Source organism: Ruegeria sp. BC2, assembly GCF_056539245.1.
Genome location: NZ_JBQFUQ010000001.1, coordinates 484,593 through 498,275, shown reverse-complemented (window position 1 = coordinate 498,275; position 13,683 = coordinate 484,593). Strand labels below are relative to the sequence as shown.

Annotated in this window: 13 protein-coding genes; all 13 read right to left on the bottom strand. The window is 62.7% G+C overall.

Annotated features, from left to right (window positions below; translation table 11 throughout):
* Positions 1-15 precede the first annotated feature (15 nt).
* Positions 16-681, bottom strand: a complete 666-nt coding sequence (locus tag ACR0CU_RS02450) for an outer membrane protein (RefSeq protein ID WP_480642385.1) — start codon at positions 679-681, stop codon at positions 16-18.
* Between the two features lie 123 nt (positions 682-804).
* Complete coding sequence (locus ACR0CU_RS02445; protein ID WP_170525253.1) at positions 805-2,490, bottom strand: chloride channel protein; 1,686 nt, start codon at positions 2,488-2,490, stop codon at positions 805-807.
* Positions 2,491-2,591: 101 nt separating this feature from the next.
* Entirely contained in the window at positions 2,592-4,241 is a 1,650-nt protein-coding gene (recN, locus tag ACR0CU_RS02440) for a DNA repair protein RecN (RefSeq protein WP_170391020.1), read from the bottom strand.
* Between the two features lie 36 nt (positions 4,242-4,277).
* Entirely contained in the window at positions 4,278-5,141 is an 864-nt protein-coding gene (locus tag ACR0CU_RS02435; RefSeq protein WP_170340921.1) for an outer membrane protein assembly factor BamD, read from the bottom strand.
* Positions 5,142-5,266: 125 nt separating this feature from the next.
* Complete coding sequence (gene lpxC, locus ACR0CU_RS02430; RefSeq protein ID WP_093964852.1) at positions 5,267-6,187, bottom strand: UDP-3-O-acyl-N-acetylglucosamine deacetylase; 921 nt, start codon at positions 6,185-6,187, stop codon at positions 5,267-5,269.
* Between the two features lie 213 nt (positions 6,188-6,400).
* Positions 6,401-8,032: a cell division protein FtsZ gene (ftsZ, locus tag ACR0CU_RS02425; RefSeq protein WP_170444925.1), complete on the bottom strand. Its 1,632-nt coding sequence runs from the start codon at positions 8,030-8,032 to the stop codon at positions 6,401-6,403.
* A gap of 344 nt (positions 8,033-8,376) precedes the next feature.
* Positions 8,377-8,760, bottom strand: coding sequence for a hypothetical protein (locus tag ACR0CU_RS02420; protein ID WP_367647495.1), 384 nt, complete (start codon positions 8,758-8,760; stop codon positions 8,377-8,379).
* Between the two features lie 19 nt (positions 8,761-8,779).
* Positions 8,780-10,114, bottom strand: coding sequence for a cell division protein FtsA (gene ftsA / locus ACR0CU_RS02415; protein ID WP_093964849.1), 1,335 nt, complete (start codon positions 10,112-10,114; stop codon positions 8,780-8,782).
* 7 nt (positions 10,115-10,121) lie between these two features.
* Positions 10,122-11,129: a cell division protein FtsQ/DivIB gene (locus ACR0CU_RS02410; protein WP_170365776.1), complete on the bottom strand. Its 1,008-nt coding sequence runs from the start codon at positions 11,127-11,129 to the stop codon at positions 10,122-10,124.
* A complete protein-coding gene (locus ACR0CU_RS02405; RefSeq protein ID WP_480642381.1) occupies positions 11,117-12,037 on the bottom strand; it encodes a D-alanine--D-alanine ligase in 921 nt (306 codons plus the stop codon). The genes ACR0CU_RS02410 and ACR0CU_RS02405 overlap by 13 nt, the downstream gene beginning before the upstream one ends.
* A 104-nt stretch (positions 12,038-12,141) precedes the next feature.
* A complete protein-coding gene (gene murB, locus ACR0CU_RS02400) occupies positions 12,142-13,068 on the bottom strand; it encodes a UDP-N-acetylmuramate dehydrogenase (RefSeq protein ID WP_170440779.1) in 927 nt (308 codons plus the stop codon).
* A gap of 55 nt (positions 13,069-13,123) precedes the next feature.
* Positions 13,124-13,366: a DUF2484 family protein gene (locus tag ACR0CU_RS02395; RefSeq protein WP_170357288.1), complete on the bottom strand. Its 243-nt coding sequence runs from the start codon at positions 13,364-13,366 to the stop codon at positions 13,124-13,126.
* A complete protein-coding gene (locus ACR0CU_RS02390) occupies positions 13,363-13,611 on the bottom strand; it encodes a DUF2484 family protein (RefSeq protein WP_170357287.1) in 249 nt (82 codons plus the stop codon). Before ACR0CU_RS02390 ends, ACR0CU_RS02395 begins: the two co-directional genes overlap by 4 nt.
* Positions 13,612-13,683 lie beyond the last annotated feature (72 nt).

Sequence of the window (13,683 nt, the reverse complement as noted above, 5' to 3'; positions counted from 1 at the left end):
CCTCAACTACGTCTGTCAGAAACTGTAGCTGTATCCGAGAATGAGCGAGTGCGAAGAGTAGCGGCCATTCGCGAGATCTGTCGGGATGAACACTTGGGTCGTGGTGAAATCAAGATCGCCGGTCGTCTTGTAGCGGTACCCGATGTCAATGTTCCCGCGTTCCCCTACCTGAAAGCGTCCGCCAAACCCCAATTGCCCCGCAATGGCGGTGTCACTGTCATCGACCAATGTGACGCCAGCACCAGACTGACCGTCATGGGACACGCGCGCAAACCCGAGCCCGCCACCAACATAGGGCTTGAACCTGCCCTGAACCGGGACGTCATACCAAAGGTTTGCCATCCCGAAGGTCGCATCAAAGCTTCCGTCATACTGAGTAAACGGGCGGCCGATTTCCTTGGTATCATTCGAAGCATATGAAAGTTCGAACTCGGCCCGCAGATTTGGCGCGACACGCAGTCCGACGGCCAGACCGTAGGTTACACCATTGTCGGTTGTGATGGTGCCTTGGCCAACCACGACCGAAGGAACTGTCTGGAAATAATCAAAATCATAGTCGCCCATATCGGTGATACCGAGAAATCCGGTCACGTACGGAGCCTCCTGCGCCCGCGCGGGGACAGCACCAATCATCGAAACCGCAACCACCACAGTCAGCAAAGAAATCCGTTCGAAAGACATGTTCAGACCTCCATAAAAGTGACTATCAAGGATAATCCTTCAATCAGGCTAGAATGTTCTCACCTTTTGACAAGGTGTCAAAATCAAAGAGAAACTCTCAGTGGCTGGCCTGCCACTGCTTCGTCATGAGTGTTCCTCGGCCGCTGTTGCGGCCAGTGCACGGTTGTACGCCTTCAATGCGTCCACGTGGTACAAGGCTCCGACCGGGTTTTCGACCCCGTCGTCATCCCGAACAACCACCGGGAGCCAGGTGACTCCGTCTCGATCGAAATACGGCATTGCCGCCTCGAGGGTTGCGCTGGCCCGGACGCACAGGCCCTGCTCGATCATCTCCTGAACCTCCTCCCTGCTTGCCGTATTCGGATCTCCCAGCGGGCGCATCACGGCCCCGGCGCGCAGCATCGCCAGCAAATAAGCCTGTGGCCCGGCGGCCAGGTGTACCCCCCGGCGCTCGAGCTGGGTCAGGAAGAAGGACCGGTCCACAAGGCGCGAGGCCAACGCCGTGGACATGGACACCGAGACCATCACGGCAAGGCCGATCTGCCAGTCTCCGGTCAGTTCGAACACAATCAGCGTGGTCGAGATCGGAGCGCCCAGAACCGCCGCCGCGACAGCACCCATGCCGGCAAAAGCATATAGCGTATGCGTGCCCGACACGCTTGGCAGAAAGCCTGTGGCGATCAGGCCAAAGGCAAGGCCAGTCAGCGCGCCGATCATCAACGACGGAGAAAATACCCCTCCGCCCATACGACCACCCATGGTTATGGCCACTGCCACGGTTTTCATCACTGCAAACAGTATGGCCGTAGTCAGCACCAGATCTCCGGTCAGGGCACGGATGGTCGTCTCGTATCCGACGCCGATGATATGCGGAAACCACACCGCCAGCACGCCCAGCATCGCGCCGGACACGGCGGGTCGCAGCCAGCGCGGCAGCGACAGGCGCGCCTGCACGTGATTGCCGAAATCTTCGGCAAAAAAGATCGACCGCATCAGCAGAAGCGAGACCAGCCCGCAGATCAGCCCAAGGATCAAAAAGGCCGGAAGTTCGACGTAGAATTGCAGGGATCCGGGCGTATCCAAGACAAACTCTGTCACATCGCCATATGCCAGCCGGTTGATGACAGTGCCGGCCACCGACGCGATCACGATCGGTGCAAATGCGTGGACTGCAAAATGGCGAAGCACGACTTCCAGCGCGAACAGCGCTCCGGCGATCGGGGCGTTGAAGCTGGCCGATACAGCGGCGGCCACGGCGCAGCCCAGGAGGTCGCGGCCGGTTATTCCATCCGCGTTGATACGCTGGCACACCCAGGTTGAAATCACGCCGGCCATGTGCACGACAGGTCCTTCCCGGCCCGTCGACCCGCCCGTGCTGAGCGTGATCAGCGAGGCAAAAAACGACGCGACCCCTGCTTTGGTTTCGACCCGGCCATCACTGATCGCGGATCCTTCGATCACATCGGCGACAGACCGAACTCTCCCGTCATCGGTAAAGCGGTGCAGGATGATCCCGACGACCAGCCCTCCAACCGTGGGGATCGCCAAAATCCAGGCCCAGTGCAGCTTCTCGGCAAAGCTGTGCAGAAACAGGATGTCGTCGGTCTGATAGACCAGCGCTTGCAGGGCCGCGATCCCCTTGCGAAATCCCAAAGCCATGAAGCCCGCCGTGATCCCGATCACCAGCGCGATGAACCAGAACTGGATCTGGCTTGGCCCGCGGTGCCGCAGTACCCGCCACGCGTCCTTGAGCGCGGCCAGGGCCTGGTTGAGCTGAGTGCGCAGGACGGTTCGGGTTGATTGTGTCATGGGGCTTTGTGGATAAACAGGTATCCCTTACTAAGCCACGCCGGGCGCTTAGAAAAGTCGGCTGACAAGATATTGAAGGCAAGTGTCGCCGCCCGGCTGCATCAGGCTTGCAACAACGAACGGGCGGCCGCGCGGGCTTCATCCGTGATGACGTCGCCCGAGACCATGCGTGCGATCTCGTCGATCCGGTCCGGTTCGGACAGCGGCAGGACAGTGGACAGGGTCTGCCCGTCGGTCACGTGCTTCTGAACCCGCCAGTGATGCGCCGCGCGGGCCGCGACCTGCGGAGAATGGGTTACCACCAGCACCTGCCCGCCCTGCGCCAGCGCAGCAAGCCTGCGGCCCACGGCGTCCGCGGTGGCGCCGCCCACCCCGCGGTCGATTTCGTCAAAGATCATTGTCCGGGTGCTGTCATCGCCCGACAGGCACACCTTGAGCGCCAGCAGAAAGCGGCTGAGTTCTCCGCCCGACGCGATCTTGTTCAGCGGCCCCGACGGCGCACCCGGGTTGGTGGCCACGGTGAACGCCACGGCGTCCTGCCCATCGGGTCCGGGTTCAGCGGGCGTGATCTGGGTTTGGAACACCGCGCGCTCCATCTTCAGCGGCGCAAGCTCGGCCATCACCGCCGCGTCCAGCCGACCGGCGGCCTCACGCCGCAGGGCGCTGAGTGCCTCGGCGGCCGCGTCATAGGCGGCCTGCGCGGCCTGAACCGCAGCGCGACGGTCGGCCAAGTCGGCGTCTCCGGCCTCAAGCTGGCCCAGACGGGCGCGCAGCGTGTCAGCGTAACCGCTCAGATCATCGGGGGCCACGTCATGTTTGCGGGCCAGCGCGCGGATGGCGAACAGACGTTCCTCGGTCTGCTCCAACTCGGCCGGGTTGAAGTCAAGCGCCTCAAGGCATGCGGTCACGCCGTCCTGCGCCTCGCCCAGTTCAATCAGGGCGCGCCCCAGGGCGGCGATCGGCTCGTCCAGTTGGCCCTCGGCCCGGTCGGCGACACCTTCCAGCCAGCGCACGGCATCCGCCAGCGCACCTTCGGCCCCGTCACCGCCCAGCAGGGCAAAGGCACGAGCCACGTCGTCGCGGATGCGCTCGGCCCCCTGCATCATCCGGCGGCGCGCGTCGAGTTCGGCGTCCTCGCCCGGCTGCGGATCAAGTTTGTCGAGTTCGGCCACGGAATGCCGCAGAAATTCTTCTTCGCTGCGCACGGCGGCCACGGCGGCCTCGGTCTCGGCCAGGGCCTTGCGGGCCCGCGCCATCTCGGTCCAGGTGGCGCGTACGGCGGTCAATTGCGGCTCGGCCCCCGCATAGACGTCCAGCATGCCGCGATGGCCGCGCGGGTTCAGAAGGCCCCGGTCATCATGCTGTCCGTGCAGTTCGACCAAGGTTTCCGACAGCGCCCGCAGCACCTCGCCCGAGCAGCGGCGGTCATTGACCCAGGCGGTTTTGCGCCCCTCGGCAGTGTTGACGCGGCGCAGGATCAGTTCCGACCCGCCGGGCAAACCGGCCTCGGTCAGGATCGCATGGGCGGGATGACCCTCGGGCAGTTCGAACTCGGCCACGACCTCGCCCTGCGCGGCCCCCTGCCGGACCAGTTCGGCCCGACCGCGCCAGCCCAGCACAAAGCCCAGCGAGTCGAGCAGGATCGACTTGCCCGCCCCCGTCTCGCCGGTCAGCGCGTTCAAGCCCGGCTGAAAGGTCAATTCCAGCCGGTCGATGATCAGCATATCGCGGATATCAAGGGCGCGCAGCATCGGGTCGTCAGCGTCCCAAGCCTGTGACCATGGCGATTACAACCACTGGCCCTTGATCGTCTGGCGGTAGATCGTGCTGAGCCAGTTGTTGCCGCGGCTCTTTAGTTCGAGCCCACGCGAGGTCAGCAGCTTGTAAGCCGCGTCGTACCATTCAGACGACTGGTAGTTGTAGCCCAGAATCGCGCCGGCCGATTGAGCCTCGTCGACCAGACCCAAGGCCAGATAAGCCTCGACCAAGCGGTACAGCGCCTCGGCTGTGTGGCTGGTGGTCTGGAAATCCTCGACCACGACACGGAAACGGTTGATGGCCGCGGTATAGTGATCCTGACGCAGGTAATAGCGCCCAATCTCCATTTCCTTGCCCGCCAAATGGTCGAAGGCCAGATCGAATTTCAGCACCGCCGAGGTGGCGTATTCGCTGTCGGGATAGACCTCGATCACGGTGCGCAGCGCCTGCAATGCCTGGAAGGTCAGACCCTGGTCGCGGCCGACCTCGTCGATCTGGTCATAGTAGCTGAGCGCCAGAAGGTACTGCGCATAAGCTGCGTCTTCGTCGGTTGGGTAGAAGTCGATATACCGCTGCGCGGCGGCGCGGCTTTCTTCATACTCCTTGTCCGAGTGGAACGCGAAAGCCTGCATGATCAGTGACCGCTTGGCCCAGTCGGAATAGGGATAAAGCCGTTCGACTTCGGAAAAGTACCAGGCCGCATCTGCGGGACGATTCTGCGCAAGCTCGTATTCGCCACGGGTGTAGATCTGCTCGGGCGTAAAGCCTTCAAGGTTCTGGGACTTGTCAGCGCCCTTGTTACCAAACAGGCCACCCGCGTTGCCGCAGGCCGTCAAAGTAGCTGCCAGAAGAATCGCGCCCGCAAGCCTGACTGCCGCTTTGGTGCCAACCATACCGCCCATCCTAGTCGTCTTGTCTCTTTGGGTAACCCCGGATTGAGCTTTGGTCTAGCACATAAAATTCCGGTGCAAAACGCCTTATCGGCCCCGCGACCGATTTGTCGCCGGGCCGTGCCGGATCAGGCAACTTCGGGGATTTCGTCCCAGACCAACCCTTGCCCGGGAAGTTGTGCGGCTTGCTCAGGCGTGCACAGCACCGGACGCACGGCGCCAGGCGTCTCGAACAGCTTGCGCAGCAATGTGTTGGTCATGGCATGGCCGGATTTCTCGCCGACGAAGTGACCAAAGATCGGGCCGCCGGCCAGATACAGGTCTCCCAACGCGTCCAGCATTTTGTGGCGCACGGCTTCATCCTGGTGACGGAAGCCACCCGGTGTCAGCACCTCGGCCCCTTGAACAACAACCGCATTCTCCAGAGTGCCGCCCAAGGCCAGACCGTTTTCGCGCATCGCCTCGACATCGGTTCGGCGGCAGAAGGTCCGGCAGTCGGACAGTTCCCGAGCAAACGACCCGTTGCGCATATCCAGGATCTTCGACTGGCTGCCGATCGCAGTGTCTTCGAAATCGATGTGGAACTCGATGATCAAACCGTCAGCCGGCCGGATCGAGGCACGGGCACCTTCCCGCTCGGCCACGACCGGCTTGAGGACCTCATACGCCAGAACCGGGCTGGCCTGACGGCGGACACCCTTGGCGATGATACCGCGCACGAAGTCGATCGAAGAACCGTCCATGATGGGAACTTCGGGTCCATCAATCTCGATCAATGCGTTGTGGATCCCGCACCCTGCCAGCGCGGCCATGATGTGCTCGACGGTCGACACCGAAACGCCGGCGTCATTGACCAGGCGCGTACATAGTTGGGTTCTTTCGACCACATCGTAAATGGCCGGGATCAACGCATTGCCCAGTTCGATATCGGTCCGCTTGAACCAGATCCCGTGACCGGCAGCTGCCGGTTTCAGAACCATCGTCGCGGGCTTGCCGCTGTGCAGGCCCACGCCTTTGAACGTGATCGAAGATTTGAGCGTCTGTTGCAAATTGAACCTCGGTGAGCGGTGTCCAGCCTTTTCCGGCTGTGTTGCACCCTCAGTTAAGGAAGCGCGGGTCAAGGCTCAACTCACTCTTTGTAACTGAATGAAACAGTTCTGCAACAGATCGGCAAAACCCTGCTTACTGGCACTTAAACGTTTGCATCAAAAGGAAAAAGGGCCGCCTTTCGGCGACCCCGTGAGTGGATATTGTTACCGCGATCAGTTGGCCTGACGGCGCAGAAAAGCCGGAATTTCGATCCGCTCCTGCTCGGGATCGACCTCTTCATGCGAGGGTGCCGTAGCGTCAGTCTGGCGCATCGCAGGCTGTTGCCGGGCCGGTTGAGCGGGGGTATCCGGGGCGTGCCCAGTCATCCGGTCGATCAAACGGTTGAACCCGAACCGCGGCCGTTCCTCGGCGGCGGGCTGGCGCTGCGGCGCCGGTTCCTGCGGGCGCGACGCGGTCAGACGCTGGGCCGAAGTCGGTACATTCTGAACAGCTGCCTGCAGCCGTTCCAGCGCGGCAGGCGAAGGCGTTCCAGGAGTATGCGGCACCTGTTGCGGCTGATAACTTTCCGCCGGGCGTTCGGCCGGCTCGGGCTGCGGATCGAACTCGCCGCTGCGTGGCTGATAGGCCGGAGGAGGCAGCCCGTCGTCATCGTCCTCGACAGCCTCATCCGCGCCTTGACCGAATTGCAAAGTCGTGTGCGAAGGCTCTTCGGCCGCTTCAAACAGAGACGGTTCGCGCGGAGCTTCGGGCTGCGGAGCCGGTTCAGCAACTTCCGCCGCGACCGGAGCCGGCTGTGCTGCTTCTTCTTCCGCCGATACGGTACGGGTCAGAGGAGCGGACATGGACCGGCGCGGAGCCGGTGCCTCTGAGCCGCTTTCGCTGGCGTCGATGCCGGTTGCCACGACCGACACGCGCATCTTGCCTTCCATCTCGGGGTCCAGAGTGGATCCGACAATGATGTTGGCCTCGGGGTCCACTTCCTCGCGGATGCGGTTGGCGGCTTCGTCCAGTTCGAACAGAGTCAGGTCATGGCTGCCGGTGATGTTGATCAATACGCCCTTGGCGCCCTTGAGGCTGATTTCGTCCAGCAGCGGGTTGGCGATGGCCTTTTCCGCGGCCTGGATGGCGCGATCTTCGCCCTCGGCCTCGCCCGTACCCATCATGGCCTTGCCCATCTCGTCCATCACCGCGCGGACGTCGGCGAAGTCGAGGTTGATCAGGCCCGGACGCACCATCAGGTCGGTCACGCCCTTGACGCCCTGGTACAGCACGTCATCGGCCATCGAGAAGGCCTCGGTGAACGTGGTCTTTTCATTGGCCAGACGGAACAGGTTCTGGTTCGGGATGATGATCAGTGTATCGACGACCTTCTGCAACGCCTCGACGCCGTCCTCGGCCTGGCGCATCCGCTTGGCGCCTTCGAACTGGAACGGTTTGGTCACTACGCCCACGGTCAACACACCCAGTTCACGCGCAGCCTGCGCGATGATCGGAGCGGCGCCGGTGCCGGTGCCCCCGCCCATGCCGGCGGTGATGAAGCACATATGCGCGCCGGCCAGGTGATCGACGATCTGTTCGATGCTTTCTTCGGCGGCGGCGGCGCCGACCGATGCGCGGGCGCCTGCGCCCAGACCCTCGGTTACCTTGATGCCCAGTTGCACCCGCGCCGACGAGCGGCTTTGCTGCAGTGCCTGCGCGTCCGTGTTGGCTACCACGAAGTCAACGCCGTCGAGTTGTTTTTCAATCATGTTGTTGACGGCGTTTCCACCTGCACCGCCTACGCCAAATACCGTAATCCGAGGCTTGAGTTCGTCGTGCCCGGGCATCGAAAGATTCAATGTCATGCTCTGTCCGCCTGTATTTATGATCCCGCAAAGCGGTGTTTTTCTTGCCTATCCGCTTGTGATTCTACCTTTCCAAACGTCAAACGTCACGCCAAAAATCGCGTGAATCCACAAAATATGGAAGAAATAAGGCGGTTTTTCGCGGCATTTCGCCCGACTGCGCAAATCTAGCGGTTCAGGGCGGACAGACCACCACACACGCGAAAACCCCCAGCCTGATTTGGCGGGTGCGATGCTGGACATCCTGTTCAAACTGCGGCTGACTGCTCGGGTCCTGCCGACGAGCCTCTGACGGGCCTTGTTGATATTCTGAGGGATAAATCCCTGCACCGCAACCGGAATTTTCAGCTGACGGGAACGGAAGGACAATCCAGGCCGTCGTCCGAAAATCCGCTGACTTCCTGGATTTCGCCATCCCCCAGCCGCGCGATCCTGACCAGCAACCGCCCATCATGCTCGAATGGCCACCAGCATACCGGGCCGGGCTCGGTGTCATAGAGGAAACACAGCTTGCCGTCAGGCGTCGTGATCTGTCCATAGACACAGCCCTCGCCCTCTCGCCGCCAGACCGAGCGGGTTGGGCTGAGGAACTCCTCGGTGCCGACAAGCATACCGCTGGTCAATTCGTGGAACGTGACGGTCTTTCCGACCACCGCGTCCAGGAATGCTTCGGGCGAGATAAGGGTCTGCGCGACAGCCGCAGCCGGAACCCAGGCTGCGCAAAACACCGCAGCCCGAAGCAGGAACCTACCAGTTGTCACGGAACCAACGCACGGCACGCTTGAATGGCCGTGCTGCGTAGGTATCGACCGGGATTTCAAAGTCCCACCATTCATCCTGCGGATGCGCCGCAAACAGCGCAAGACCAACCGCCGACGAGAACCCCGGGCCTGTCGCAGATTGCGGCAACCCATGCACACGCAGCGGTCGGCCCAGACGCACCCGCTGACCTAGTATCCGGCTGGCCAGCCCATCCAGACCGGGGATCTGACTGGCTCCACCGGTCAAAACGATCTGTTGGCTTGGCATATGTTCGAACCCTGCAGCGTCCAGCCGAACGCGGACTTCCTCGAGGATTTCCTCGACTCGCGGGCGCATGATGCCGATCAGCTCGGCACGGCTGACGGTACGCCGGTCGTGTTCCCAATCCCCGGTGTCGCCGCCAATGTCGATCATGTCGCGGTCATCGGCTCCGGTGGCGTGAACCCCGCCATTGAAGGTCTTGATCCGCTCGGCAACCGAGGCGGACACACCAAGCCCCATCGAAATGTCACTGGTGACATGATCACCGCCCATGCGGACGCTGTCGGCATAGATCATGTGCTTTTTGATGAAGATCGAAACGCCGGTGGACCCACCGCCCATGTCGATACAGGCCGCTCCAAGTTCCTGTTCGTCCTCTACCAGCGCAGAAATCCCCGACACATAGGCTGAGTTCGCGATGCCAGCCAATTCTAGGTCGCACCGCTTGACGCAACGAACGATGTTCTGAATCGCCACCGCATCGACCGTCAACATGTGCATGTCGACCGCAAGCGTCTGACCCATCTGCCCCCGCGGGTCGATCAAGCCAGATCGGTTGTCCAGAGCGAAGTTCACAGGTTGTGCATGCAGCACCTCGCGCCCTGCCCCATAGTCCGGGACATCGCAGGCGTTCAGGACACGACCGATCTCGGCCTCGGTCACCAGCTGACCGTCCAGATCCACCTGCGCATCCAGCCCATAAGACCGAGGGTTTGCCCCCGAGAAACAGGCGATCACATGGTCTACCCGGATATCGGCCATCTTCTGAGCAGCCTGCAGCGCGGTGCGGATGGCGCGCTCGGTTTCCTGCATGGCCGTGATCTCACCAAAGCGCACCCCGCGCGATCGGGTCGTCGCCGCACCGATCACCCGGAACCCGGTCTGCCCGGCCATGGACCCGATCGAGTTGTCCTCGCTGAGCCGCGCCGACCCATCAAACCGCAGAACAAGACAGGCGATCTTGGAACTTCCGACATCCAGGATCGCAACGACACCGCGTTGCATGGCCTGCCTGCGCATCTGGCGCATTGCGCGTTGAGACTGGTAGAGATCCGTCATCATCGTATTACTGCCCGTTACCCATAGTCACTTTTGTATTCCACCAGTCTGCGCTGGCGGCTTCTGTCATCCGAATGGTCGGCCGCGCCCCTATGCGCATATCGACCACGGCAACATCCCGTTCCAGAAGGTCCTGCACCTCGTTCACCGCCAGAACACGCTCGAGCGCGCGCACCGGACGTTCCGTCGGCAGCATGACCCGTTGGCCTCGGTCCAGAACCAGGTCCCAGCGCCGCTCGCCGACGCGGACCAGACCGCGCACCCGGCTGCCCAGGCTGCGCGCAGTGGCCAGAAGCTCCAGCGCCTCGGCCACATGCTGATCTGCACCCTGACCGGCAATCAGCGGAAGATCGGAGCGCTCGGTCCGAGCCGCGATCTCGGCCACGTGGGTGCCCGTTTCGTCCAACAGCTGGATGCCTTCACGGGTGCGCCAGACGATCACGGGCTGACGTTCGACAACATCGACCTGCAGAATGCCGCCCGGACGGATCCGCACGGTCGCCGATTTGACCGGGTCCAAGCCGGTGATCGTGTCCCGGATCTGCTCGACATCCAGATCCCAGGAGCTGAGCGGGAAGTCCAAAGGCACGACTTCGCGGATGTCGTCAGCAAGGCCGGCCCCCGCCCCGTCGATCGCCATGAGCTTGACCATGAATTCAGGACGCTCCTGGAACGACGTGATCAAGTTGTCCACCTGCGCCCGAACCGCTTCTCGCCGCTCTTCGGCCGCGAAGTAGAGCCCAACCGTGGCCACGACCGCGCAGAGCGGCACTCCGATCTTGACCCCCAGCCGGATTCCCGGCGTCAGCATCCATCGCTGGAACCGATAACTAAACCGCGACGGTGCCGGGTCCGCACGGCCCTTGCCACGGCGGAAGAACCGACCACCGCGCAACCGCAATTTGGGCTCAGCACGGACGGCGTCGGCGTCCGCAGACTGAAACTCGGCATCAGGTCCGGACAGAGGCTTGGTGCGGTGGATCACCGGCGCACGAGTGGCGGTCAGCGGTCGCATGAGGCGTCCTCGACCATCCAGGCGCAGAGCTGACCGAAGGTCATGCCCAGATGCGCGGCTTGTTCAGGCACCAGCGAGGTGGGGGTCATACCCGGCTGGGTGTTGGTCTCCAGCAGGAACAGGCCCTCTTCGCCCCGGGCCTCGTCCCAGCGGTAATCGGTACGGCTGACGCCCCGGCACCCCAGAACCTGGTGGGCGCGCAGGGCATAATCCATGCATAGCTCGAAGATCCGCGGCGGAATGTCGGCAGGCAGCACGTGGCGCGATCCGCCGGGCTTGTATTTGGCGTCGTAGTCATACCAGCCGTCGGTCAGGATCTCGGTCACGGTCAGGGCGCGGTCGCCCATCACGGTTACCGTCAGCTCGCGCCCGGCGACGTATTGTTCGACCATGACCTGTTCGGGCATGTCCTCCGACAGCTGCGGCGGGCCGTTCGACCCTTCGAACACCAGATAGATCCCGACGCTCGAGCCTTCGTTGTTGGGCTTGACCACATATGGCGCGGGCATGACGTGCCCCGCCATCACGTCCGATTTCGGAACGATCGCGCTGTCGGCTACAGGCAGTCCGGCCGCGCGAAAAACCTCTTTGCTGCGTTGCTTGTCCATGGCCAGCGCCGAGGCCAACACGCCGGAATGCGTGTAGGGCATCCTCAGCCACTCCAGCAGACCCTGCACGCAACCGTCCTCGCCCCAGCGGCCATGCAAGGCGTTGAAGACCACGTCGGGTTTGATGTCCTGCAAACGCGCACAAAGGTCTGGACCGGCGTCCAGTTCGACGACCTCGATCCCTTCTCCCACAAGGGCGGCTGCGCATTCGCGCCCGCTGCTGAGAGACACCTCGCGCTCCGCCGAGGGGCCACCCATCAATACCGCCACTTTGGGGTTTGTCCTGCTCGACCTACCCACGTTCGTGCGCCTCAATGTCCCCGGACCTTATCTGGTGGTCCGTATTTCGTTATGCCTTTGATCCGTCGCCTGAATTTGCCTGTTTTGGTCTGACGGTCGGGGCTTTAATCTGTCAGCGGATCACCGACCCGCATGATTTCCCACTCTAGCGTGATCCCGCTTGTTTCGTAAACCTTTTTTCGCACCTCTTCGCCCAGCCCTTCGAGGTCGGCGGCGGTGGCGTTTCCGGTGTTGATCAGGAAATTCGAATGCTTGGGGCTCATCTGTGCGCCCCCGCGCAGGGCGCCGCGCATTCCGGCGTCGTCGATCACCTTCCAGGCCTTCAGGTCGTGCACATCGTCTGCCCGCCCGGTCGAGGAAAACCCGGCCGGATTGCGGAAGGTCGACCCGGCGCTGCGGTCCTTGGTGGGCTGGGTCTCGTCTCGCTTTTTCAGCTGCGCCTCCATCCGGGCGTGCAGGTCGGCCGGGTCACCCGCCGGGCCCTGGAACGTGGCCGACACCAGCACCGCACCCTCGGGCAGATCGGACTGGCGATAGCGGAAGTTCAGGTCGGCCGGCGTTAGCTCGACCAACTCGCCCTGCCGGGTGACGATCGTAGCCGATTTCAGAACATCCGCCGTGTAGCTGCCATAGCAGCCGGCGTTCATCCGCACGGCCCCACCGATGGAACCCGGAATCGTCCGCAGAAAGGTGAGGTCCACCCCCGCATCCGCCGCCTTGCGCGCCACATGCGCATCCAGCGCGGCTGCCCCCGCGGTGACGGTGGTGCCGTCGACCGCGATGCCGTTGAAGCCGCGCCCCAGCCGGATCACAACGGCCCGCAAGCCCCCGTCGCGCACGATCAGGTTCGAGCCTACGCCCATGGGAAACACCGGCACCTCGGCCGGAAGATGATGCAGGAAAGCCTGCAAATCCTCAAGGTCAGCCGGCTGAAACAGATAATCCGCCGGGCCGCCGACTCGCAGCCATGTGAGGTCGTTCAGTGGTCGGTTCGCCGTCAGGCGGCCTTGAGGCGTTGGCAAAGTGGTCATTGAGGCTAGATCGCGGATTCGGCGGGGCGTGGCAAGCCCGTTCCAAGCCGCAGGGTCAAATCCGCCGCCGCAGCCACCGCCCAAGGTAGATCACCGGCCATCGCAGCACTGACATGCCGGCGGCCAGAACGAACAGGCCAACCCACGGGCCGTTTTCGTAGGTGACATAACCCAAGATCGGAATGCCCACCGCGATCAGCGCATAGGCGCGGGTCCAGTGGTTGTCCTTGCTGGGGATCATGGCCAGCACATTGGCGGCGACGCCCCAAAGGGCGGCAAGGGCGATAGACCAGCTCATTGCCCCACCTCGCGGCCCGACCATTTGCGCCAGTAAAACCGGATGGGGTTGCGGAACATCGATACGAACCCGGCAAAGGCCAGCGCTCCGATCAGCCAGCCATGTACCACACCCAGCCAGACGATCAGAACCGGCGCGCAGATCAGCAGCACGATGCCCGGCGGGAATTGCAGGCGCATCGGCAACAGCGCCACGACAGTGGCGCAGATCACCCAAAGGGCGGCAAAGATGACGGAATAATCCATGGTTCTCTCCGCAAATGAGTCACGCACCAGGGCAGCGACACATCCGCAAGTTGTGCACCCAAATGCCTGCTA

Bases quoted from the DNA above. Each gene is read 5' to 3' on its own strand.
- ACR0CU_RS02450 (WP_480642385.1), bottom strand. From the start codon at position 681: ATGTCTTTCGAACGGATTTCTTTGCTGACTGTGGTGGTTGCGGTTTCG.
- ACR0CU_RS02445 (WP_170525253.1), bottom strand. From the start codon at position 2,490: ATGACACAATCAACCCGAACCGTCCTGCGCACTCAGCTCAACCAGGCC.
- recN (WP_170391020.1), bottom strand. From the start codon at position 4,241: ATGCTGCGCGCCCTTGATATCCGCGATATGCTGATCATCGACCGGCTG.
- ACR0CU_RS02435 (WP_170340921.1), bottom strand. From the start codon at position 5,141: ATGGTTGGCACCAAAGCGGCAGTCAGGCTTGCGGGCGCGATTCTTCTG.
- ftsZ (WP_170444925.1), bottom strand. From the start codon at position 8,032: ATGACATTGAATCTTTCGATGCCCGGGCACGACGAACTCAAGCCTCGG.
- ftsA (WP_093964849.1), bottom strand. From the start codon at position 10,114: ATGACGGATCTCTACCAGTCTCAACGCGCAATGCGCCAGATGCGCAGG.
- ACR0CU_RS02410 (WP_170365776.1), bottom strand. From the start codon at position 11,129: ATGCGACCGCTGACCGCCACTCGTGCGCCGGTGATCCACCGCACCAAG.
- murB (WP_170440779.1), bottom strand. From the start codon at position 13,068: ATGACCACTTTGCCAACGCCTCAAGGCCGCCTGACGGCGAACCGACCA.
- ACR0CU_RS02395 (WP_170357288.1), bottom strand. From the start codon at position 13,366: ATGAGCTGGTCTATCGCCCTTGCCGCCCTTTGGGGCGTCGCCGCCAAT.
- ACR0CU_RS02390 (WP_170357287.1), bottom strand. From the start codon at position 13,611: ATGGATTATTCCGTCATCTTTGCCGCCCTTTGGGTGATCTGCGCCACT.